The sequence below is a fragment of the Streptomyces sp. PH9007 genome (assembly GCF_059813725.1).
In genome coordinates this window covers 5,732,916-5,755,654 of sequence record NZ_CM187440.1, presented here as the reverse complement: position 1 = coordinate 5,755,654, position 22,739 = coordinate 5,732,916, and the positions used below count along the sequence as shown (strand labels likewise).

General features: G+C 72.3%; 20 protein-coding genes. 4 read left to right on the top strand and 16 right to left on the bottom strand.

Annotated features, from left to right (window positions below; genetic code table 11):
- Window positions 1-10: 10 nt before the first annotated feature.
- From ACTFAP_RS26390 to ACTFAP_RS26330, 13 genes are all read right to left on the bottom strand, one after another.
- Window positions 11-1,531, bottom strand: coding sequence for a sensor histidine kinase (locus tag ACTFAP_RS26390; protein ID WP_500467610.1), 1,521 nt, complete (start codon window positions 1,529-1,531; stop codon window positions 11-13).
- 309 nt (window positions 1,532-1,840) lie between these two features.
- Window positions 1,841-2,491, bottom strand: a complete 651-nt coding sequence (locus ACTFAP_RS26385) for an alpha-ketoglutarate-dependent dioxygenase AlkB family protein (protein WP_500467609.1) — start codon at window positions 2,489-2,491, stop codon at window positions 1,841-1,843.
- Between the two features lie 14 nt (window positions 2,492-2,505).
- Window positions 2,506-3,549 (bottom strand): polyprenyl synthetase family protein, encoded by a 1,044-nt coding sequence (locus tag ACTFAP_RS26380; protein ID WP_500467608.1) that lies wholly within the window; start codon window positions 3,547-3,549, stop codon window positions 2,506-2,508.
- A gap of 208 nt (window positions 3,550-3,757) precedes the next feature.
- Complete coding sequence (gene hpnE / locus ACTFAP_RS26375; protein ID WP_500467607.1) at window positions 3,758-5,101, bottom strand: hydroxysqualene dehydroxylase HpnE; 1,344 nt, start codon at window positions 5,099-5,101, stop codon at window positions 3,758-3,760.
- Window positions 5,098-6,036: a presqualene diphosphate synthase HpnD gene (gene hpnD, locus ACTFAP_RS26370; RefSeq protein ID WP_400008696.1), complete on the bottom strand. Its 939-nt coding sequence runs from the start codon at window positions 6,034-6,036 to the stop codon at window positions 5,098-5,100. The genes hpnE and hpnD overlap by 4 nt, the downstream gene beginning before the upstream one ends.
- 23 nt (window positions 6,037-6,059) lie before the next feature.
- Window positions 6,060-6,971: a squalene synthase HpnC gene (gene hpnC / locus ACTFAP_RS26365; protein ID WP_400008695.1), complete on the bottom strand. Its 912-nt coding sequence runs from the start codon at window positions 6,969-6,971 to the stop codon at window positions 6,060-6,062.
- A gap of 70 nt (window positions 6,972-7,041) precedes the next feature.
- The gene (locus ACTFAP_RS26360; protein WP_400008693.1) at window positions 7,042-7,836 is read right to left on the bottom strand and encodes an ABC transporter ATP-binding protein; all 795 of its coding nucleotides are present in this window, start codon (window positions 7,834-7,836) and stop codon (window positions 7,042-7,044) included.
- Window positions 7,829-8,743, bottom strand: a complete 915-nt coding sequence (locus ACTFAP_RS26355) for an ABC transporter permease (protein WP_495682634.1) — start codon at window positions 8,741-8,743, stop codon at window positions 7,829-7,831. The genes ACTFAP_RS26360 and ACTFAP_RS26355 overlap by 8 nt, the downstream gene beginning before the upstream one ends.
- 84 nt (window positions 8,744-8,827) lie before the next feature.
- Window positions 8,828-9,673, bottom strand: coding sequence for a glycosyltransferase family 2 protein (locus tag ACTFAP_RS26350; protein ID WP_500469575.1), 846 nt, complete (start codon window positions 9,671-9,673; stop codon window positions 8,828-8,830).
- A 47-nt stretch (window positions 9,674-9,720) separates the two neighbouring features.
- Window positions 9,721-10,506 carry a CDP-alcohol phosphatidyltransferase family protein gene (locus tag ACTFAP_RS26345; protein ID WP_390120583.1) on the bottom strand — a complete coding sequence of 262 codons (786 nt, stop codon included), beginning with the start codon at window positions 10,504-10,506 and terminating at the stop codon, window positions 9,721-9,723.
- A complete protein-coding gene (locus tag ACTFAP_RS26340; RefSeq protein ID WP_390120580.1) occupies window positions 10,484-11,545 on the bottom strand; it encodes an iron-containing alcohol dehydrogenase family protein in 1,062 nt (353 codons plus the stop codon). The genes ACTFAP_RS26345 and ACTFAP_RS26340 overlap by 23 nt, the downstream gene beginning before the upstream one ends.
- Window positions 11,533-12,285, bottom strand: coding sequence for a phosphocholine cytidylyltransferase family protein (locus tag ACTFAP_RS26335; RefSeq protein WP_400008691.1), 753 nt, complete (start codon window positions 12,283-12,285; stop codon window positions 11,533-11,535). Before ACTFAP_RS26335 ends, ACTFAP_RS26340 begins: the two co-directional genes overlap by 13 nt.
- Entirely contained in the window at window positions 12,282-14,123 is a 1,842-nt protein-coding gene (locus ACTFAP_RS26330) for a DUF5941 domain-containing protein (RefSeq protein ID WP_500469573.1), read from the bottom strand. The genes ACTFAP_RS26335 and ACTFAP_RS26330 overlap by 4 nt, the downstream gene beginning before the upstream one ends.
- A 210-nt stretch (window positions 14,124-14,333) precedes the next feature.
- On the opposite strand from ACTFAP_RS26330, the gene galE reads away from it, so the two are divergent.
- From galE to idi, 3 genes are all read left to right on the top strand, one after another.
- Window positions 14,334-15,305 (top strand): UDP-glucose 4-epimerase GalE, encoded by a 972-nt coding sequence (gene galE / locus ACTFAP_RS26325; protein ID WP_495682633.1) that lies wholly within the window; start codon window positions 14,334-14,336, stop codon window positions 15,303-15,305.
- Window positions 15,306-15,451: 146 nt separating this feature from the next.
- Window positions 15,452-16,393 carry a cation diffusion facilitator family transporter gene (locus ACTFAP_RS26320; protein ID WP_500467606.1) on the top strand — a complete coding sequence of 314 codons (942 nt, stop codon included), beginning with the start codon at window positions 15,452-15,454 and terminating at the stop codon, window positions 16,391-16,393.
- Window positions 16,394-16,460: 67 nt separating this feature from the next.
- Window positions 16,461-17,030 (top strand): isopentenyl-diphosphate Delta-isomerase, encoded by a 570-nt coding sequence (gene idi, locus ACTFAP_RS26315; protein WP_030731519.1) that lies wholly within the window; start codon window positions 16,461-16,463, stop codon window positions 17,028-17,030.
- Between the two features lie 10 nt (window positions 17,031-17,040).
- Here the strand turns inward: idi and ACTFAP_RS26310 are convergent, their stop codons facing one another.
- Window positions 17,041-17,508 (bottom strand): ATP-binding protein, encoded by a 468-nt coding sequence (locus ACTFAP_RS26310; protein ID WP_495682631.1) that lies wholly within the window; start codon window positions 17,506-17,508, stop codon window positions 17,041-17,043.
- Between the two features lie 288 nt (window positions 17,509-17,796).
- On the opposite strand from ACTFAP_RS26310, the gene ACTFAP_RS26305 reads away from it, so the two are divergent.
- Complete coding sequence (locus tag ACTFAP_RS26305) at window positions 17,797-19,563, top strand: ATP-binding cassette domain-containing protein (RefSeq protein WP_495682630.1); 1,767 nt, start codon at window positions 17,797-17,799, stop codon at window positions 19,561-19,563.
- 91 nt (window positions 19,564-19,654) lie between these two features.
- On the opposite strand, the gene ACTFAP_RS26300 is transcribed toward ACTFAP_RS26305, so the two are convergent.
- Together ACTFAP_RS26300 and ACTFAP_RS26295 are read right to left on the bottom strand one after the other, a co-directional pair.
- Window positions 19,655-21,265, bottom strand: coding sequence for an ABC-F family ATP-binding cassette domain-containing protein (locus ACTFAP_RS26300; RefSeq protein WP_500467605.1), 1,611 nt, complete (start codon window positions 21,263-21,265; stop codon window positions 19,655-19,657).
- 298 nt (window positions 21,266-21,563) lie between these two features.
- Window positions 21,564-22,535 carry an acyl-ACP desaturase gene (locus tag ACTFAP_RS26295; protein ID WP_495682628.1) on the bottom strand — a complete coding sequence of 324 codons (972 nt, stop codon included), beginning with the start codon at window positions 22,533-22,535 and terminating at the stop codon, window positions 21,564-21,566.
- Window positions 22,536-22,739: the final 204 nt, after the last annotated feature.

The following is a 22,739-nucleotide window of genomic DNA, read 5'->3' as shown; positions in this document are numbered from 1 at the left end:
TCCTCGCGGGTCACTCGTGCTCGTCGGGGTTCTCGGCGAGGCTGGTGCCGCGCCGGAAGGCGGCCATCAGGCCGGGGTCCGGGTCGGGGTCCTGCTCGGGGTCGTGCCGGCGGGCGCGGCCGGGGTCGTGGTCGTGGTCGCGTTCGGCGGCGAGCGAGGCGGCGAGCCCCGGCGCGGGCGGGGTGATGTCGCGCAGCTGGGGTACCAGGTGCTGCTGGCGTCTGCGGCGCGGCAGTTGGGGGCGGGCGGGGGGCGCGGTGCAGACGTTCGGTGCGGCGCGGGTGGTCACGGTGGTGGTGATCACGGGCTCGGCGGGGGTGCCGCGGTGGCGCGGCGGTCCCGGTACGAACTGGCCCTCGGACTCGTCGCCCAGCAGGTCGTCGGGGAGGACCAGGACGGCCTGGACGCCGCCGTAGATGTTGCTCTGGAGCTGGACGACGATGTCGTGGCGGCGGGCGAGGGTGGACACGACGAACAGACCGACCCGGCCGTCCTCCAGGAGTTCGGCGACGTCGAAGGGCTCGGCGCCGGCCAGCACGGCGTTCATCCGGCTCTGTTCGGCGTCGGTCATGCCCAGGCCGCGGTCCTCGACCTCGATGGCCAGGCCGGCGGTGACCCGCTGGACGCGCAGCAGGACGCGGGTCTGCGGGGCGGAGTAGAGGGTGGCGTTCTCCACGAGTTCGGCGAGCAGGTGGATGACGTCGGCGACGGCGTGGCCGCGGACGGTGCCCTCGATCGGGGGCACCAGCTTGACCCGGGTGTACTGCTCGACCTCGGCGATGCACGAGCGCAGCACCTCGGTGAGGGCCACCGGGCGGGTCCACTGGCGGCGGGAGACGGCGCCGCCCAGAACGGCGAGGTTCTCGGCGTGCCGGCGGATGCGGGTGGCGAGGTGGTCGATGTGGAAGAGGCCCTTGAGCAGGTCCGGGTCCTCGACCTCGTGTTCCAGCTCGTCGAGGTGTTCCAGCTGGCGGTGGACGAAGTTCTGCATCCGGCGGGCGAGATTGACGAAGACCGCGATCTTCTCGTCGGTGCCGGGGGTGGCGCCGGGGGTGAGGGTGAGCGCGTGGGCGATGGCGGCCTCGGCGGCGTGCCGGTGGGCGTCGATCTCGTGGCCGAGGGCGGCCAGGCTGTCGGTGCGCGGCTCGGCGCCCGGACCGGCGCCGGTGGCGGCGGTGTCCCGGCGCCGGGCGGGGCGGGTGGGCAGGGCGGTGAGTTCGGCGCGGTGCCGGGCCAGCCGGCGCCCCAGGGCGGCGTGCCGGGTGGCCTGGATCTTCGCCTCGCCCACCGCGGTCGCGGCGGCCCCGGCGATGACGGCGCCGGCGCACAGGACGGCGGCCACCAGTAACGGAGCGGGGTGGGCGAGGCGCTGGACGGCGAGCACGGCGGCGGCGCCGAAGGCGGCCACCAGCGCGGCGGGCAGCACGGCCAGGCGCAGCAGTCGGCCCCGTGCGGGGTGGGGCCGTGGCGGGGCGGCGGGAGCGGCGAGGCCGCTTCCGGTGAGCGCCCGTTGGCTGCTGGGTTCGGGCATCGGGGTCCTTCGGATTCTCGTGGGCGGAGGATGGCCACCGCGAACGAGTGGCTCTGTGTGCCGGTGCCCACGCTATGCGTCAACTGACCGCTGGCCGCCCCTGGTTTGAGCAATCGCCACCCCTCGCCAGCTCCCAATGAGTGAATACGCGGGGCGCGGGATTGACCCCCTGGGGGTGAAGGGGCGCTTCCCCCGCGCGCACCACGATCGGGTGGCCGGGCCTGGGCGGGGGAAACGGGCGGGGTGGAAGGGGGCGCGCGGACCGGCGTGCGCCGGCCGAAGGCCGCCCACCGCCGGCCCTCCGGCGCGTCAGTCCGTCAGTCCCGAGACGCGCAAGGTGATGTTGAGACGCCCGGTCAGGCCGAGCGCTGGCGGGGCCGTGCCCGGGTGGGTGCGCGGGACACCGTGGTACGCCAGGCGGGACGCGGCGCCGAAGACGAACGCGTCACCGCTGCGCAGCTCCGTGTCGGCCCAGGGCCGGCCCCTGCTCTGCGGGGTTCCGAAGCGGAAGACGCAGCTGTCGCCCAGGCTCAGCGAGACCACGGGCGCGGCCGAGCGTTCGTCGCTGTCGCGGTGCATGCCCATCCGGGCCTGCGCGTCGTAGAAGTTGATGAGGGCGATGTCGTACGGGGCCCCGGCCGCCGGCAGTGCGGCCTCGGCCACCGCCCGCTCCGCCAGCCGGCCGAGCGCGGCCGGGAACGGCTTCACCGGTGCACCGTCACCGTCGACCACGGTGCGGGCGTAGCCGTAGGGATACCAGTGCCACCCCAGGCTCAGCTGGCGTACCGACATCTCCCCGCCGCGCGGCATCCGTACGGTCCGCAGTCCGGCCGGGGGCCGCGCCCAGCGGCGGCAGTCGGCCAGCAGGGCGCGCTGCTCGCCGGGGGTCAGCCAGCCGGGCAGATGCACGGCTCCCGGCGCGACCTCGGCCGGCGGGCGGCCGAACAGCTCGCCTTCCATCCGCCGCCGGGCCGCTACTTCTCGCGGATGACGATGAAGTCGGCCAGGTCCACGAGCTGTTCGCGCACGGTGTCCGGCATCCCGAGTCCGTCCAGGGCGCGCAGCGCGGTGTCGTGCTGGCGGCGGGCCTCGTCCGCCGTCCACTGCCGGCCGCCGGCCTCTTCGATGAGCGCGGCGCGGGCGGCGAACTCCGCCTCGTCGAAGTCCGCGAACTCCTCCTCGCTCTTCTTGGCGTCTGCGGTCAGCAGCGCGGTCAGCTGCCGGGCCGCGGCACCGTCGGCGGCGACGGCCGCGGCGACCGGCAGCGACTTCTTGCGCTGCCGCAGGTCGCTCCAGGTCTGCTTGCCGGTGGCGGCCGGGTCGCCCCAGATGCCCAGCAGGTCGTCCACGGCCTGGAAGGCGAGGCCCAGATGGTGGCCGTACCGCTCCAGCGCGTCGGCGGTGGTGTCGTCCGCGCCACCGAGCACCGCGCCGATGGAGGCGGCGCAGGCGAGCAGGGCGCCGGTCTTGTTGCCCTCCATCTCCAGGCATTCGGCGACCGAGACGAACTCCCGGTGCTCGAAGGAGATGTCCTGGGCCTGCCCGTCGATGAGCTTGCGGGAGGCGACGGCCAGCCGGCGGGCGGCGCGCGCGGAGCCCTCTCCCCCGGCTTCCAGCAGCACCTCGTGGGAGATGGCGAACAGCGCGTCGCCGACCAGGATGGCCTGGGCGGGTCCGTGCACCTTCCAGACGGTGTCGCGGTGCCGGCGCTGCTCGTCGCCGTCCATCAGATCGTCGTGCAGCAGGGAGAAGTTGTGCACCAGCTCGACGGCGACGGCGCCCGGCACGCCGGTCTCCGGGGCGGCCCCGGCGGCCTCCGCGGACAGCAGGGCCAGTGCGGGGCGGACCGCCTTGCCGCCGTCGCTCGCGGACTCCTGGCCGTGCGCGTCGATCCAGCCGAAGTGGTACGCGGCCACCGTGTTCATGGGCGGGGCCAGCCGGTCGACGGCGGCGCGCAGCGCGGGGGTGGTGAGGGTGCGCCCGCGTTCCAGCAGGGCGTTGACCGCGGTCTGACTCATGGGGTTCTGTTCTCCAGTACTGCGGATATCGCGGATGTGGCGGTGAGCGGGTGCCAGGCCCTCCTCGTGATGGACCCTCGCGGAGCGTTCCGCAGTGGCTCCGGCCGGCGGCCGGCGGATACCCCCCGGTGCAGCCTCGCTCGCCGGGCATCCGGCTTCGAGCGTACCTGGGGCCGGCCGGGGGCCGGTCCCCCTTGCCATGAGCGGGTCACGCCACCGCGGCGCGGGCGGCGGCCAGTCCGCTGCGCACCGCACCCTCCATGGTGGCGGGCCAGCCGGTGGCGGTCCAGGCGCCGGCCAGGAACAGCCCGCGGGCGCCGGTGACGGCGGGCGGGCGCAGCCGGGCGGTGCCGGGGGCCGGGGCGAAGGTGGCGGTGCGTTCGCGGGTGACGAAGAAGTCGCGTACTCCGGCGTGGGCGGCACGCGGCAGCAGCCGCTCCAGTTCGGGGAGGTACCGCTTGCGCAGCACCTTGGCGGGCAGGTCGATCTCCTCGCCGGCCGCGGACTGGGAGAGCGCGAGGTACTGCCCCGAGGTGAGCCCGGAGGGGGCGGTGCGGTCGAAGACCCACTGCACGGGGCTGTCGAGCGCGGCGAGGAAGGGGACGCCCATGACCTGCCGGTCGTAGACCACGTGGACGTTGAGGATGGGGGCGTCGGTGAGGGCGAGCAGCCGGTCGGGGTCGTGCAGGGCGCCGGGCGGCAGCAGGCCATGGGCCTCGCGCTGTGGCACGGCGAGGACGACGACGTCGGCGGTCAGGGTGTGCGGGGCGTCGTCGCGGCCGGTCAGCCCGGCGCGCCAGCCGCCGCTCTCCTCGTCGCGGTGCAGGGTGCGGGCCTTGGCGGCGAGCAGGGTGCGTACCCCGGCACGGTCCAGGGCGGCGGCGGCCAGGGTGTCGTGCAGCCGGCCCAGCGGTACCTCCGGGAGGCCGATGTCGGCGGCGCCGGGCGTGGTGAGCAGCCCGGTGCGGAAGACCTTGGCGGCCAGCGCGAGGGAGACGTCGTGCGCGCGGGCGTTGAGGGTGGCGACGCCGACGAGGTCCCACAGCGCCGCGACGGTGGCCGCGTTCTGGCCGTGCCGGTGCAGCCAGTCGCCGAAGTTCTCGCCGTCCAGGGCGGGGTCGGCGGGGTCCAGGCGGCGCAGGGCGAGGGCGGCGCGGCCCACCGAGGCGCGTTCGGCGAGGCCGAGGTGCGGGTAGCGGGCGAGGCCGCCGGCCAGGTGCAGGGGTACGGGGGCGGCGGTGCGGCGCAGCCGGCCGAGCCGGCGGGTGCCGGCGTGCAGGACCGGGACGTCCATGCGGCGTTGCACCGGAGCGAGCGCGGCGCCGCCGACGCGGCGCAGGAATCCCTGGTAGGCGGTGCAGCAGCGCAGGTAGACGTGCTGTCCGTTGTCGACGGTCAGCGCTCCGGCGGGGCTGTCACGGGTGAAGGAGAAGGCGAGTCCGCCGAGCCGGGGGCGGGCCTCGGTGAGGGTGACGGTCATTCCGCGGTCGGCGAGCGCGAGCGCGGCGGTGGTGCCGGCCAGGCCGCCGCCGATGACCAGGGCGCTGGTCACGGGTGGGCCTGCCGGGCGATGCGGCGGGCGTCCATGCCGGTCAGTCCGCGCACCGCGACCAGGGCCTTCTCCGGTGCGGGCAGGGCGACCCGGCCGCGCAGGACGGCGGCGGGGTCCTCGGCGATGCGGTCCAGCAGGCGGTGGTAGATGCCGGCCATGGCGGCGACACAGGCGCCGGAGCGGCGGTCGAGCATGGGCAGCAGCTTGAATCCCTCGGCGAACAGTTCCCTGGCGCGCTCGATCTGGAAGCGGACCAGATTGGTGAAGTCGGCGCCGTGCTGCGGCGGGTACCGGCGCAGGTCCTGGGCCGTCTCGGGGCAGGAGAACTTGCGCAGGTCCTCGGCGGGCAGGTAGACGCGGCCGTTGCCGGCGTCCTCGCGCACGTCGCGCAGGATGTTGGTGAGCTGGAGCGCCAGGCCCAGGGTGTCGGCGTACTCGGGGGCCCGGGCCGCGCCGCGTACGCCGGGGACGGTGCCGAAGACGCCGAGCGAGAGCCGGCCGATGGCGCCGGCCACGCAGCGGCAGTAGAACCGCAGGTCGTCCCAGTTCTCGTAGGTGTGGCCGCGGACGTCCATCAGGACGCCGTCGATGAGTTCGTCGAGGCCGCCGAGCGGGATGGGGAAGGTCCGGGCGGCGTGCGCGAGGGCGAGGGCGACCGGGTCGGTGGCGTCGTCGGGGACGGTACCGGAACGGACCCGTTCCAGCAGGTCGCGGCACTCCAGCAGCCGGGTCTGCTTGGTCTCCGGGTCCAGGGTGCCGTCGCCGATGTCGTCGACGCGGCGGGCGAACGCGTACAGGGCGGACAGGGCACGGCGCTGCGCGGTGGGCAGCAGCCGGATGCCGTAGGCGAAGTTTCTCGCCTGCTGCCCGGTGATGGTCTCGCAGTAGTGGTAGGAGGCCAGTACGGCTGAGGGCAGGGGCGGGCGGTGTCTCACGCGGTCTTCACGGGTTACTACCCTCACGTCCCTCGTCGCAGTGTCGTTCCCGCCGCGTACAGCAGGCCGCTCTTGGTGGGTTTCGGCGCGGATGCCAGGACGTCGTAGCCGGCGTCGGCGATGGCCTGGGCCGCCGCCCTGCCGCCGCCGACGAATCCGGCGAGCAGCAGCCGCAGCCGCCCGTGGACGCTGCCCACCAGGGGGGCGCCCTCATCGAGCAGCCTACGTGCCCGTTCGGTCGCACAGGCGACCAGGGTGCGTACCGAGGCACTGGCGGTGGGGGCGGCGAGGTCGGCCTCGGTGACGTGGAAGCGCCGCATGTCCTCCTGCGGGAGGTAGATGCGGTCGCGGGCGAGGTCCTCGGCGACGTCCTGGAGGTGTTCGATGAGCTGGAGTGCGGTGCAGATGGCGTCGGAGCGGCGGACGCGTTCGGGGGTGGCGGTGCCGGTGATGCCCAGGACCAGCCGTCCCACAGGGTTCGCGGAGTAGGTGCAGTAGTCGAGCAGCTGCGCGTGGTCGGCGTAGCGGCTGACGCGCTGGTCGATCCGGTTGGCCTCGATGAGGTCGAGGAAGGGCCTCTCGGTGAGGCCGGTGCGGCGCACGGTGGGGATGAGGGCGCGCAGCAGGGGGTGGCGGGGCGGTGGCCCGCCGTGGGCGGTGGCGAAGACGCGGTGCAGATCGGCTTCGAGGGCGTCCAGCATGGGCAGCGGCTCGTCGGCCTGTCCGGGGTCCACGCCCAGGGCGCGGGCGTCGGCGCCGCCGGGGGCGAGGTCGCGGTCGCCGATGTCGTCGACGAGGCGGGCGTAGCCGTAGACCGCCATCAGGTCCTCGCGCCAGGCCCGGGGGACGAAGGCGGGGGCCACGGGGAAGTTCTCGTGCGCGGCCTTGGAGAGGACCGCGTGGGTGGCCGCGTCGGTGGCCTTGGCCGTCGTCATATCCGTCTTTCTACCGTGGGGCGCGCACGGGCACGGCCCCGGACACGCGGTCCGGGGCCGTGCCGGGACGCTACTTTCCGGTCTCTTCCTCGTAGGCCTTCATGACCTGCTCGGTGGGACCGTCCATGACGAGTTCGCCCTTCTCCAGCCACAGCACCCGGTCGCAGGTGGACCGGATGGACTTGTTGTTGTGGCTGACCAGGAAGACGGTGCCGGCCTCCTGGCGCAGTTCGCGAATGCGGGCCTCGGAACGGCGCTGGAACTTCTTGTCGCCGGTGGCGAGCGCCTCGTCGATCATCAGGACGTCGTGGTCCTTGGCGGCGGCGATGGAGAAGCGCAGCCGCGCCGCCATGCCCGAGGAGTAGGTCCGCATGGGCAGGCTGATGAAGTCGCCCTTGTCGTTGATCCCCGAGAAGTCGACGATGCCCTGGTAGCGCTCCTTGATCTGCTCGCGCGTCATGCCCATGGCGAGCCCGCCGAGCACCACGTTGCGCTCGCCGGTCAGGTCGTTCATCAGGGCGGCGTTGACGCCGAGCAGGGAGGGCTGACCGTCGGTGTAGACCTTGCCGCGCTCGGTGGGCAGCAGCCCGGCGATGGCGCGCAGCAGGGTGGACTTGCCGGAGCCGTTGGAGCCGATGAGCCCGATGGCCTCACCGCGGTAGGCGGTGAAGGTCACCCCGCGTACGGCGTGCACCTCGCGGACCCGAGAGGAGGGCTCACGGCGGATGATGCGGCGCAGCGCGGCGGTGGCGTTGCCCTTGTTCCCGCCGCCGTAGACGCGGTAGACGATGTGCACGTCGTCGGCGATGACGGTGGGAACGCGCTCCAGCTCGTCCGCCGGGAGGGGGGTTGGGTTCTCAGCCACGGCCGTACCGCTCCTCCGCCTTCCAGAAGTACACGAATCCGCCGATGCCGATCAGCAGGGCCCAGCCGAGGGCGTACGCCCAGGTCAGGCCGGGAATGCCACTGTACTGGGGGCTGTCGATCAGGGCGTAGCGGATGAGGTCCATGTAGACCGCTGCGGGGTTGGCCTCCAGGATGTCCGCGACCCACACGGGAACGTCCCCGTTCCGCTCGATCATGGCGCGCAGCGGGAACATGACACCCGAGGCGTACATCCAGGTACGCAGCACGAACGGCATCAGCTGGGCCATGTCCGGGGTGTGGCTGCCGAGCCGGGCGAAGATCATGGCCAGGCCGGCGTTGAAGAAGAACTGGACGAACAGGGCCGGGAACACCAGCAGCCAGTACCAGGTCGGGTAGTGCCCGAAACCGATGGCGATGGCGGCGAGCACGATCATCGAGTAGAGGAGCTGCTGGAGCTGCTGGAGGGAGAAGGCGATCGGAAGAGAGGCCCGGGGGAAGTGCAGCGCACGCACCATGCCAAGATTGCCCGAGATGGACTTGACTCCCGACATGACGGAATTCTGGGTGAAAGCGAAGACGAAGACGCCCGCCACCAGAAACGGGACATAGTCGCTGTTGTCCATACCCCCCTTGGCACCCAGGATCAAGCCGAAGATCAGGAAGTACACCAAGGCGTTCAGCAGCGGCGTCGCCACCTGCCACAGCTGCCCGAGTTTCGCCTGGCTGTACTGGGCCGCGAGCTTGGCCCGGGAGAAGGCGGTGATGAAATGCCGCCGGGCCCACAGTTGCCGCACATAGGCGGGCAGGGAGGGCCTGGCGCCGCTGACGGCCAGACCGTGTCTGGCCGCCACTTCTGCCAGCGGAACGGCGCGTGGGGGCGCGCTGGCGCGCGTGGTCTCACTCAACGTTGAAACTTTCGTCCTCGCAGGGCACAGCCGTATGGGATCCGGGGGTGAGCCGGCCCCTGGATGGTCTCAGACCCGAGCTTGTCAGATGACGGGAGGTCGGCCCAGCCGGGTCAGGCGCCATACCGTACGCCACCGCATCGGCCGCCGGGACCCGGCGGGGGTACGCCAGCCCTCGGCGAATCCGCCGAACCACGCCTTGAGCGCCGTCCACGAGGGCCGGCGCAGCAGGGTGAGCAGCATCCAGACGCCCAGGTAGACCGGGATCAGGAGCAGCGGCAGATTCCGCCGGGCCAGCCAGACCCGGTTCCTGGCCACCATGCGGTGGTAGTGGGCGTGCCGGGACGGGGCGGTGGTGGGGTGGTGCAGCACCAGGTCCGCGCGGTAGTCGATCTGCCAGCCCGCGTCCAGGGCGCGCCAGGCCAGGTCGGTCTCCTCGTGCGCGTAGAAGAATTCGTCCGGCAGGCCGCCGACCTCGGCGAACACCTGGGTGCGCACGGCGTTGGCGCCGCCGAGGAAGGTGGTGACCCGCGAGGAGCGCAGCGGGTCGGAGGCGCGCAGCCGCGGTACGTGGCGGCGCTGGGTGACGCCGGTGTCCGGGTCGGCGATGCGGAAGCTCACGATGCCCAGCCGCGGGTCTGCGGCGAACGCCTCGCGTACCGTCTCGGCGGTGCCGGCGTCCGGCAGGCGCCCGTCGTCGTCCAGGAACAGCAGGATGTCCACGTCGCCGCCGCCGGGGCCGAAGGCCTCGATGCCGACGTTGCGCCCGCCGGGGATGCCCAGGTTCTCCGGGAGCTCCACGCAGCGCACGCCCTCGGGCAGCCCGGTGACGGGGGCGCCGTTGCCGACCACCACGGTCTGGACGGGGGCGCCGTCCTGGGCGGCGACCGAATCCAGCAGCGCGCGCAGTTCCTCGGGCCGGGTGCCCATGGTGATGATCACGGCCCCGACGGTGAGCTGCGCGGTGCCCACGGCGCTCACCGCAGCCTGCTGGAGGCCAGGATGGACACCAGGTGCAGCAGGGTCTGGACGACCGCGATCGCGGCCAGCACGGCCACGCCGAGGCGGGTGAAGAACAGGTCGCCGCGGATCAGGTCGGCGACGGCGACGGCGAGGATCAGCAGCGACGCCTCGACGCCGCCCACCAGCCGGTGGAACTTCAGCGCGGCGGCGGCCTTGCGGGCCAGTGCCAGGCCGGAGGAGCGGGGGGTGGCGGCCTCGTCCTTGACGGCGGGCAGTCCGCTGCGGGCGCGGGCCACGTCCACCAGGTCCGTCTCGGCCTTGATGAGGATGGCGCCCAGCGCGGCGACGGTGCCGATGAAGGCCCACAGCCAGTTGGCGGAGTCGCCCTCGACGCCGAAGACGTCGGCGGCCCGTACCCCGAAGCCGACCAGCAGCGCGGCCTCGGCCAGGTAGTGGCCGACCCGGTCCAGGTAGACGCCGGTGATGGAGGTCTTGGCGCGCCAGCGGGCGACCTCGCCGTCCACGCAGTCCAGCAGCAGGTACAGCTGGATGAGCAGGGCGGCCAGCAGCGCCCCCGCGATGCCCGGCACCAGCAGGACGGCGCCGGCGGCGACGCCGGCGACGACCATGAGGTACGTCAGCTGGTTGGGGGTTATCCGGGTGTTGACCAGGTGCCGGGTCCAGCGCAGCGAGATCTCCCGCATGTACAGGCGCCCGGCCCAGTGCTCTCCGCTGCGCCGGTCCTTGACCCCTTCGGGGTGCACGACCGGGCGGAGTTCAGCTACTGATGGTTTTGACATAGTCGGCGTAACGGTCCCGGATCTCGTCGGTGGTCAGGTCGAGGTGTTCGAGGATGGTGTAGCGGCCCGGCCGGGTCTGCGGAGCGAACTCCACGGCCCGGACGAATTCTTCGGTGCTGAAGCCGATCTCGTCGGGGAGGACCGGCAGCCCGTGCCGCCGCAGCACCTCGGCGATCAGGGCTCCCTCCTCGACGGCGCCGCGCAGGTGCATGGCGAAGGCGGCCCCGAGGCCCACCTGCTCGCCGTGCGGCGCGGAGCGGTGCGGGTGGAGCAGGTCCAGGGCGTGCGAGATCTCGTGGCAGGCGCCGGAGGAGGGGCGGCTGTGCCCGGCGATGGACATGGCGATGCCGGAGAGCACCAGGCCCTCGGAGAGCACGGTGAGGAAGCCGTCGTCGCCGCAGCCGGCCGGGTGGCGCAGGACGGCCTGCCCGGCCTGCCGTGCCATGGCGGCGGCCAGTCCGTCGATCTGCTCGCCGGTCTCGCGGTGGGCCAGTTCCCAGTCGGCGATGGCGGAGATGTTGGACAGGGCGTCGCCGATGCCCGAGCGCACGAAGCGCACCGGGGCGTCCCGGATGACGTCGAGGTCCACCACGATGGCGATGGGGGTGGGCACCCCGTAGGAGCCGCGCCCGGCGTCGTTGTCGAGGGTGGAGATCGGGGAGCACAGGCCGTCGTGGGCGAGGTTGGTGGCCACGGCGACCATGGGCAGCCCGACGCGCGCGGAGGCGTACTTGGCGGCGTCGATGATCTTGCCGCCGCCGAGGCCGACCACGGCGTCGTAGTGTCCGGCCTTCATGGCGTCGCCCAGCGCCACGGCGGCGTCCAGGGTGCCCCCGGCCACCTCGTACCAGTCGGCGCCCGGCAGATCCGCCTCCAGGCGCGCGCGCAGGGCGGCGCCGGATCCGGAGCTGATGGCGACGGCGAGCCGGCCGGACGGGGAGATCCGCTGGTCGGCGAGGAGACCGGCGAGGTTGTCCAGGGCGCCGGCCCGGATGTCGACGGAGACGGGTGAGGGGATGAGGCGGGTCAGTAGTGGCATGCGATCTCCCGTCCGCGGGCGAGATCGTCGTGGTTGTCGATCTCGACCCAGCTGACCTCGCCGATCGGCGCGGTGGACAGGGTGATGCCGCGGTCGGCCAGCTCCTGGTAGCCGTCCTCGTAGTACAGCTGCGGGTCGCGCTCGTAGGTGACGCGCAGGGCGTCGGCGAGGTCGGCGGCGGCCTCCGGCTCGATGAGGGTGACGCCGATGTACTCGCCGGTGGCGTCCTGCGGCGGCATGAGCTTGGTGATGCGCCGCACCGCGCCCGAGGCGTCGGTGATGACCTTCATCTCCTCGTCGGCGAGCTTCTTGACCGTGTCCAGCGCCAGGATGATGTGGCGGCCGGGGGCGCGGGAGGCGAGCAGGGTCTTCTCGACGGAGGCGGGGTGCACGGTGTCACCGTTGGCGAGGATCACGCCCTCGCTGATGATGTCGCGGGCGCACCACAAGGAGTAGGCGTTGTTCCACTCCTCGGCCTTGTCGTTCTCGACCAGGGTGAGCTTGACGCCGTAGCGCCGCTCCAGGTCGGCCCTGCGCTCGTACACGGCTTCCTTGCGGTAGCCGACGACGATGGCGGCGTCGGTGAGGCCGACCTCCGCGAAGTTGGCGAGGGTGAGGTCGAGGACGGTTCTGGAGTCCGCCGCGTCGGGCGCGACCACCGGCACCAGGGCCTTGGGCAGGGTGTCGGTGTAGGGGCGCAGACGCCTTCCGGCGCCGGCGGCCAGCACGAGGCCGATCATGCGGGTTCTCCTGTCTCATCGTGTACGGCGGGTGCGGCGGAGGAGATCCAGAAGCGGATGCTCTCCGCCAGCACCAGCAGCGCGAGGGCCCCGGCGAGGACCGTCAGCGCGAGGGTGAAGGTGTCGGTGCCGGTGAACGCGGCGGCTGCCGCGACCACCAGCAGGGTGCGGCCCTCGTGGCCGCCGGCCGCGCGCACCAGGGCGCGCGGGGGTGCCCCGGCACCGCCGCGCAGCCGGTAGACGGTGTCGTAGTGGTGGTAGGCGACGGCGGCCAGCAGGCCGAAGGCGGCGGGCAGAGCGCCGGCGCTGTCGCTGCGGGCGGCGAGGATCAGCACCGCGCCGTACTCCCCCGCGCGGAACAGCGGGGGCAGCAGCCAGTCCAGCGGGCGGGTCAGCGGGGCGGCGGTGGCGCGGCCCGCGCACAGGGCGTAGAGGGCGGCGGCGCCGAGCGCGCCCCAGCCGCCGGCGACGCCGGGCAGCAGGAGTATGCCGATGAGTGCGACGGTGCCGAGCCCGGCCCACAGCGGGGCGCTCAGCGCGCCGCCGGCCCCGGGCAGGGGCAGGCGGGCGGCGGCCTCGGCGAGCGGGCCGTTGTCGGTGAGCCCGGCCAGGGCGCGGGCGGCGCCGGTGCCGCCGGTGGCCTTGCGACGGGAGCGCAGCAGGCGTCCCGCGGTGGTGTAGCAGGCGGCGAAGCCACCGGCGGCCAGCAGGACGATCAGGGTGACGCGGGGGGTGGTGAGCGCGGTGAGCACGGCGATCAGGGCCCAGCGTTCGCCGATGGGCAGCACGATCATGCGGCGGGCCCACACGGTCCAGCCGATGGAGTCCAGCCGGCCGGAGAGCGCGGCGGCGGGGCTGGAGGCGTTGCCGGAACCGGTGCCGGGGGCGGCGGCGTTGGCCTCGTTGAAGGAGAAGTCGACGATGTGGCGGCAGGTCTGGAGGATCATGGCGCCCAGCGCCAGCGCCCACACGTCCTCGCCGCCACGGGCCGCGCCGAGGGCGAGGCCGGCGTAGTAGGCGTACTCCTTGGCGCGGTCGAAGGTGGCGTCCAGCCAGGCGCCGAGGGTGGAGTACTTGAGCGCGTAGCGGGCGAGCTGGCCGTCGGTGCAGTCGAGCACGAAGGAGAACAGCAGCAGCGCACCGGCCGCGACGAAGCCGGCGCGGGTGCCGGTGGCGGCGCAGCCGGCCGCGATGAGCGCGGTGAACAGGGAGGCGGTGGTGACCTGGTTGGGGGTGAGGCCGCGCCGGGCGCACCAGCGGGCCAGGTAGCGCGAGTAGGGGCTGACCAGGTGGGTGGTGAAGAAGCCGTCGCGGGACTTGACGGCGGAGCGCAGCCGGACCGCTTCCTCGTCGGTGGCGGCGATGGCGGCGGCGGCCGTGGCGCGTTCCTCGTCGGTGCGGGGCACGGCGGCGGTGAGCGGGCCCAGTTCGGGGCGGTGCACGGCGCAGCCGGCCTCGGTCAGCCGCTCGGTGAGGGTGTCGACGAGGACGTCCGGGTCCTCGCCGGTGCTGCCGGCGCCGGTACCGGCGGGCACCTGGGCGCTTGTACGCTCGACGGCGGCGGCGAGGGCGCCGCGGGCCGCCGCGGTGACGGTGAGCGCGCCGGGTACGGCGGCGGCGGCGAAGCGCGGGTCGGTGAGTGCCAGGCGCAGGCTGTGCCGGTGTCCGGCGAAGCGCGGGTCGATCAGGGCGACGCGTTCACCGGGTGCGACGTCCGCGAGGACGGCGCCGAGCGCGGTGGTGCTGCCGGCCACCGTGACGGTGAATCCCAGCGCGGTCAGGTCGGCTCCGAGCACAGACCCGGGAACGGGCGGACCGGTGAGAATCGCGGTCGACAGCTGAACTCACTCCTTGAGGGGGCAGAACCCGCTTGCGTACGGGCTGCACGAGGGCAGAGATTATCCGATCGCCATCGTGCGGCAAGCATGGCGTCGTGGTCAGGAAACCCCGAGTTCATCCAAGAGGCAAAACCGGCGCCGGTGATGACACTACGCGACAGTGCGGCTACGGTACGCACGCCGTGTGGTGGGCCGGTTAGGCTGGCGATCATGACCTGGCTGATCACCGGCGGAGCCGGTTACATCGGGGCACATGTGGTGCACGCCATGACCGCGGCGGGTGAGCGGGTGGTCGTGCTGGACAACTTCTCCACGGGAGTGGACGACCGGCTGCCCAAGGGAGTTCCGGTGGGCCGGGGTTCGGTGCTCGACCGGCCGCTGCTGGACCGGGTGCTGGCCGATTACGAGGTCACCGGGGTGGTGCACCTGGCGGCGCGCAAGCAGCCGGGGGAATCGGTGGAGCAGCCGCTGGACTACTACCGCGACAACGTGCACGGGCTGACGGTGCTGCTGGAGGCGGTGGTGGCGGCCGGGGTGGGACGGTTCGTCTTCTCCTCCTCCGCGGCGGTGTACGGCACCCCGGATGTGGAGCTGGTGACGGAGGACACTCCGTGCGCGCCGGTGAACCCGTACGGGGAGACGAAGCTGGCCGGCGAGTGGCTGGTGCGGGCGACGGGGCGGGCGCACGGCATCGCCACGGCCAATCTGCGGTATTTCAATGTGGCCGGGGCGCGCGAGCCGGCGCTGGCGGACACCGGGGAGTTCAACATCATCCCGATGTTCTTCGGACGGCTGACCCGCGGCGAGGCGCCGCTGATCTTCGGCGACGACTATCCGACGCCGGACGGCACGGGGGTGCGGGACTACGTCCATGTCGCGGATCTGGCGGACGCGCACCTGGCGGCGGCCCGGTCGCTGACCGAGCCGGGCCGGGATCTGACGGTGAACATCGGCACCGGCGTGGGCGCCTCGGTGCGGGAGATCGCCGATCTCGTCGCGGACGTCACGGGGCTGAGGAAGCCGGCGCCGAAGGTGGTCGAGCGGCGCCCCGGGGATCCGGCGAAGGTGGTGGCGTCGGTGGCACGGGCCGAGGAACTGCTGGGCTTCTCCGCCTCGTACTCGCTGGCCGAGATGGTGTCCTCCGCGTGGCAGGGCTGGCGTTTCCACCACCCCAAGGCTTAGGAGAAAGCCGCAGGTCAGAGCACATGACAACGGTGTTCACCGTCGCGTTGCGCATACCCCCCTCCCGTAGTTCACTTGGCGCGTGAAACGCCGGCGGAGCGGCGGCCCACCGGGCTGCCCCGGTCACGTCACGGAGGGTCGGTTCCATGGGAGCGGGACACAGTCACGGGGGGTCGTCCGGTCACGGGCACGGCCATGGCACGGCCGGCACCGCGTACCGGGGACGGCTGCTGATCGCGCTGCTCATCGCGGTGGTACTGCTGATCGCCCAGCTGATCGGTGCCGGGCTGACCGGTTCGCTGGCGCTGCTGGCGGACGCCGGGCATGTGGCGACGGACGGGGTGGGCATCGCGCTGGCGCTGCTGGCGATCCATGTGGCGAACCGGCCCACCAGTGAGCGCCGTACGTTCGGCCTGGCCCGGGTGGAGATCCTCGCGGCGCTGGTGAACTGTGTGCTGCTGCTGGGAGTGGGCGGCTACATCCTGTACGAGGCGGTGCACCGGCTGCGGGAGCCGGCCGAGGTGCCCGGCGGGCTGACGATCGTCTTCGGTGTGACGGGTCTGCTGCTGAATCTGCTGTCGCTCTCGCTGCTGATGCGCGGGCAGCGGGAGTCGCTGAATGTGCGCGGCGCGTTCCTTGAGGTGCTGGCGGACACCCTGGGGTCGGTGGCGGTGGTGATCGCGGCGCTGGTGATCTGGACCACCGGCTGGCAGCGGGCGGACACCATCGCCTCGCTGTTCATCGCGCTGCTCATCGTGCCCAGGACGGTGAAGCTGGCCCGGGAGGCGCTGGAGGTGCTGCTGGAGGCCGCGCCCAAGGACGTGGACATCGCGGCGGTGCGGCGGCACATCATGGATCTGCCGGGGGTGACGGATCTGCACGATCTTCATGTGTGGACGATCACATCGGGCATGCCGGTGCTGTCGGCGCACGTGGTGGTCACCCGGGAGACGCTGGACGCGGTGGGGCACGAGCGGTTGCTGCACGAGCTCCAGGGGTGCCTGGGTGAGCACTTCGACGTGGAGCACTGCACGTTCCAGCTGGAACCGCACGGGCATGCGGCTCATGAGCCCCGCCTGTGCCACTGAGTCAAGGGGCTCCGGCCGCCCGGGATAACCTCGCAGGGAGCACGCGACACAGCCCGAGAAGGTGACCATGCCCGACAGCAAGGACGTAAGTGTGGATCCGATCATGCTGGAGCTGGTCGACGAGGCGGGCCGGACCATCGGCACGGCGGAGAAGCTCGCCGCCCATCAGGCGCCGGGGCAGTTGCACCGGGCGTTCTCGGTGTTCCTGTTCGATCCGGCGGGGCGGCTGCTGCTCCAGCGCCGGGCGCTGGGGAAGTACCACTCCCCCGGAGTGTGGTCCAACACGTGCTGCGGGCATCCGCTGCCCGGGGAGCCGCCGTTCGTCGCGGCGGCGCGGCGCACGGCGGAGGAGCTGGGGGTCTCACCTGTGCTGCTGCGGGAGGCGGGCACCGTGCGCTACAACCACCCGGACCCGCAGTCGGGCCTGGTGGAACAGGAGTTCAACCATCTGTTCGCCGGGGTCCTGGAGCAGGAGGTGCGGCCCGATCCCTCGGAGGTCGGCGACACCGCTTTCGTCACGCCGCAGGAGCTGGCGCGCCGGCACGAACGGGCGCCGTTCTCGGCCTGGTTCATGACGGTGCTGGACGCGGCGCGTCCGGGGATCCGGGCGGTGACGGGGCCGGCCGCCGGCTGGTGAAACCCCCTGGTCAGTAGCGGTCCCAGGGCAGTTCGGCCCAGATGATCTTTCCGCCGGCGGCGGTGGCGTCCACGCCACAGGTGCCGCCGGCCTCGTGTGTGACGATCTTCACCAGCAGCAGTCCGCGTCCGCTGGTGTGTTCGACCCTGGCTTCCAGGGCCTTGGGCCGGTACGGGTGACCGTCCTCGACGGCGATCCGGACCCGGCCGGGGGTGAGCGCGACCTCGATGCCGATCTGCGGGGTGAGCAGGGCGGCATGCCGTACGGCGTTGGTGACCAGCTCCGAGACGATCAGCAGCAGTGAGCCCATCCGGTCGGCGCTCACCGGGATGTGCCGGCGGTGCAGGAGGTCGCGCACCGCGTGCCGGATCAGCGGTACGGAGGCGTCGACGGGGGCGGCGGTGAGGCGCCAGACGCCCGGATCACCGGACGCGGCGGGGGCGGTGGGGTGCGGCGCGGCACCTGATCGGCTGTCCATCTTTCCGAGTCTTGGCATGTGCCAGCGCGGCATGACCGAATGAGCGCAATTCATAGGATCCTCAGCGGATTCTGACCGCTTCTCTTCATCTCAGCTTGCTTTACGACAAAACCCGGCCGTCACCCGACCGGCCGGGCGCATCGTTGCGCAAAGACCCCAATGAAATACCCCAAAGCATCATCAAAGTGACCAAGAGCGCTTGCCATCACAATTTCGGCGACTGTTCGACGGCCAAGGGGGGCAAGGTCCCCGCGACCCATTCCCCCTGGCTTTTGGAGGGCTGCATTCATGGCTCTGCCGCAAGGCCCCCTGGAGCACCGCTATCGGGGTGAACACCCCGTACGGACCCTCGCCTACCTCTTCCGAGAGGACCGGGCCCGGCTGCTGGTCGCCGTGCTCGCGTTCGGCGTCAAGCACTCCCCGGTCTGGCTGCTGCCGCTGGTCACCGCGAACATCATCGACATCGTGGTGGAGCAGCGCCCGATCTCGGACCTGGCCACCAACATCGCTGTCCTGACGGTGGTCCTGGCCCTCAACTATCCGATGCACCTGCTGTACATCCGCTGTCTGTACGGCAGCGTCCGCCGCACCGGCACCGGGCTGCGCTCCGCCCTGTGCCGGCGGATGCAGGAGCTGTCCATCGGCTACCACTCCCGGGTCAGCGCCAGCGCGCTGCAGACCAAGGTCATCCGCGACGTGGAGAACATCGAGACCTCCGTCCAGCAGAGTTCGGACAACGGCCTGAACGCCGTCATGACGCTGGCCGGCGGACTCGCGGTGATCGGCCTGCGGGTCCCCGCCGCGCTGCCCGCGTTCCTGATCGTGGTGCCGGCCGCCGCCCTGCTGGTCCAACGGCTGCGGGCCAGACTGCGCTCCCACAACGCGCAGTTCCGCCGCGAGGTCGAGCAACTCTCCTCCCGTGTCGGCGAGATGACCTCGCTCATCCCCGTCACCCGGGCCCACGGCCTGGAACGCACCGCGGTCGCCCGGGTGGACGGCTCACTGCGCAACGTGCTCACCGCCGGCCTGCGCCTGGACATGCTCAACGGCCACTTCGGCGCGCTGGCCTGGATCCTGCTGCAGGCCCTGGGCATCGGCTGTCTGGCGCTGGCGGCGCTGGTCGCCTACTACGCCTGGCTGCCGATGACCCCCGGGGACGTGGTGATGCTCTCCACCTTCTTCACCACCCTCACCGCCTCCATGACCGTGCTGATGGGCCTGACCCCGATCATCACCAAGGGGCTCGAATCGGTGCGCTCGCTCGGCGAGGTGCTGCAGGCCCCCGACCTGGAGGTCAACGACGGGAAGCAGCGCATCGAGAAGGTCGGCGGCCGGATCGACTTCGAGCGGGTGGGCTTCCGTTACGACACCGAGGGACAGGCGGCCGTCACCGGCTTCAACCTGTCGGTGCCACCAGGCGAAACGATCGCCCTGGTGGGAGCCTCGGGAGCCGGCAAATCCACCATCCTCAACCTGCTGATCGGCTTCATCCGGCCCGTCTCCGGGCGGATCACGCTGGACGGCCGGGACATGGCCACCCTGGACCTGCGCAGCTACCGGCGGTTCCTGTCGGTGGTGCCGCAGGAGTCGGTGCTCTTCGAGGGCACCATCCGGGAGAACGTCGGCTACGGCCTGGAGAAGGTGGACGACGAACAGGTGCGCCGGGCCCTGCGGGACGCCAACGCCCTGGAGTTCGTCGACCGGCTGCCCAGCGGTATGGAGACCGTGGTCGGCGAGCGCGGCGCACGGCTCTCCGGCGGCCAGCGACAGCGTCTGGCCATCGCCCGGGCCCTCATCCGCGACCCGCGCATTCTGGTGCTGGACGAGGCCACCTCCGCCCTGGACACCCGCTCGGAGGCGCTGGTGCAGGAGGCGATGAGCCGTCTGATGCGCGGGCGCACCGTGTTCGTGGTCGCCCACCGGCTGTCCACCATCCGCGGCGCCGACCGCATCGTGGTGATGGACCAGGGCAAGGTGCTGGAGATCGGCAGCCATGAGGAACTCATGCGCGGGGGCGGGGCGTACGCGCGGCTCCAGAAGAACCAGCTCGGCTAGGTCCTGTCTGACACATCCCAGCAGGCTCCAGGCGGCCGTGGCCGGGGCGGTGGATGACCACCGCCCCGGCCGCCGTACGTCCGGGCGCCTCCTACAGCGGGTCGCCCTCCACCAGTTCCTCCCCCTCGGCCCGCAGCCGGCGGGTGATGCCGATCTCCCGCAGGAACGGCAGATCGTGGCTGGCGACCAGCAGCGCGCCCCGGTACGCGTCGAGCGCCGCCGTCAGCCGGCGGACACTGGCCAGGTCCAGGTTGTTGGTCGGCTCGTCCAGCAACAGCAGTTGCGGGGCGGGCTCGGCCAGCAGCAGCGCGGCCAGCGAGGCACGGAACCGCTCGCCCCCGGACAGGGTGCCCGCGACCTGATCGGCCCGCCCGGCCCGGAACAGGAACCGCGCCAGCTGGGCACGGATGCGCTGCCCCGGCGCCTGCGGCGCGAGACGCCGCACGTTCTCGTACACGCTGAGCGCGTCGTCCAGCACGTCCAGCCGCTGCGGCAGGTAACGCAGCGGCACATGCACCCGTGCCTCGCCCGAGAGCGGGTCCAGCTCCCCGGTGATGGTGCGCAGCAAGGTGGTCTTGCCCGATCCGTTGCCGCCGGTCAGGGCGATCCGTTCGGGGCCGAGCACCTGGAGATCGACGCCGGCGCCGTGCCGCGGCACCAGGTCGGTCAGGGTCAGCACCCGCCGCCGCGCCGGTACCTCGGTGGCCGGCAGCTCCACGCGGATCTCGGCGTCGTCGCGGACGGCGGACTCGGCCTCCTCCAGGCGTTCCCGGGCGCCGGCCAGCCGGTCCTCGTGCAGGGCGCGGGTGCGTCCCGCGGTCTGCTGGGCCTGGCGTTTGCGGCCACCCACCAGGATCTTGGGCAGGCTGCCGCTCTGCGCCGTCCGGCGCCCGGCCGCCGCCCGGCGGGCCAGCTTCTCGTGCGCCTCGACGAGTTCGCGTTTCTGCCGGCGCACATCGGCCCCGGCGGCACGCACCGTCCGCTCGGCGGCCTCCTGTTCGACGGCGACCGCCGCCTCGTACGCCGAGAGGGTGCCGCCGAAGCGGACCACCTCGCCGTCCCGCAGATCCGCGATCTCATCGACGTGTTCCAGGAGTTCCCGGTCGTGGCTGACCACGACCAGGACCCCGCGCCAGGCGTCGACGGCCGCGTACAGCCGTTCCCTGGCCCGCAGATCGAGGTTGTTGGTGGGTTCGTCCAGCAGCAGGACGGCGGGGCGGCGCAGCAGCAGGGCGGCCAGCCGCAGCAGCACGCTCTGGCCGCCGGAGATCTCGCCGACCGTACGGTCCAGGCCCACGTCGTGCAGGCCGAGTTCGTCCAGGACGGCCCGGGTGCGTTCCTCGATGTCCCAGTCGTCGCCGACCGCCGCGAAGTGCTCGGGGGCGGCGTCGCCGGACTCGATGGCGTGCAGGGCGGCACGCGTCCCCTCGATGCCCAGCACCTCGTCGACCGGGCGCGAGGTGTCCAGGGTGAGGTTCTGCGGCAGGTATCCGATGTCGCCCGCGGCGCGTACGGTGCCGGCCGCCGGGGTGAGTTCGCCCGCGATCAGCCGGAGCAGGGTGGACTTGCCGGAGCCGTTCACGCCGATCAGCCCGGTGCGGCCGGGGCCCAGCGCCAGGTCGAGGCCGTCGAAGAGGGGGGTGCCGTCGGGCCAGCCGAAGGTCAGCCCGTGGCAGGTGATGTGTGCGGTGGTGGGGGCCATGCCGGTCTCCCGGTGTTCGTCGATGAGAGGGGTTCGCAGCTCATCGGGACACCGGGGCCGGCCAGGACCGTCGATGGGTGATCGGATGCGTGGGGGCGTGACATACGGGCCGCTCACTTCCGAGGTCGCACACGTGACGCGGCGCGCCGTACGGGCAGTGCTGCCGTACGGGCCCACGGGCTCACGGTGTCCCAGACCTCAGATGCGCAACGGCCTCTCCCCTCGCCGACGACAAGGCCGTCATCGAGCGTACGGCGGTCGGCGGGGTCCGGGCAACCGTATTCCCGCCGTGCGCGCGTCAGCCGTTCTTTCGGGCCGCCTGGCGGGCGAGACGGGCGGCGAGACGCTCGTCGAACTTGCGGGCCTCGGTGTCCAGACCGTTCATGAACATGCCGACCTCTTCCTGGGCGCGCTGTCCCTCGGGGCCCAGGCCCTGCACCTCCATGACCTTCAGGAACCGCAGCACCGGCTGGAGCACGTCGTCGTGGTGGATGCGCATGTTGTAGATGCCGCCGAGCGCCATCCGGGCCGCGGCGCGCTCGAAGCCGGGGATGCCGTGGCCGGGCATCCGGAAGTTGACGACCACGTCGCGCACGGCGCACATGGTGCGGTCGGGCGCCAGCTCGAAGGCAGCCCGCAGCAGGTTCCGGTAGAAGACCATGTGCAGGTTCTCGTCGGTGGCGATCCGCGACAGCATGCGGTCGCAGACCGGGTCGCCGGAGTGGTGTCCGGTGTTGCGGTGCGAGATCCGGGTGGCCAGCTCCTGGAAGGCCACGTAGGAGACCGAGTGCAGCATCGACTCGGGGTGGTCGAATTCGAAGCCCTCGGACATGTGCTGCATCCGGAAGTTCTCCAGCTGCACCGGGTCCACGGCGCGGGTGGTGAGCAGGTAGTCCCGCATCACGATGCCGTGCCGGCCCTCCTCGGCGGTCCAGCGGTGCACCCAGGTGCCCCAGGCGCCGTCCCGGCCGAAGAGTGTGGCTATCTCGTGGTGGTAGCTGGGGAGGTTGTCCTCGGTGAGCAGGTTGACCACCAGGGCGGTGCGCCCCACGTCCGTGACCTTCGACTGCTCGGGCGCCCACGGCTCGCCGCCCAGCGGCCCGTCGAAGTTCCGTCCCTCGCTCCAGGGTACGTACTCGTGCGGCATCCAGTCCTTGGCCACCGCGAGATGGCGGTTGAGCTCCTTCTCGACGACTTCCTCCAGGGCGAAGAGCAGCCGGGCGTCGGTCCACGTGTCCTTGACGGAGATGTGGTCGGAACTCAGTGTCACGGGGGCTCCAAGAGCGGCGGGATCACGGACGTACCTACGAGACCGTAGGTTACGGCACCGTAAGTTATTTTCCTTCGCTGTGACAAGCTCGGCTACCATCAGTGCATATCCCGTGACTTTTTGCCGCAAAAAGGGGCGAGGGCCCGGGATTCGCTCTCCCGGGCCCTGGCCCTGTGCGCTGTGTCGGCGGTGCTACTACGGGCG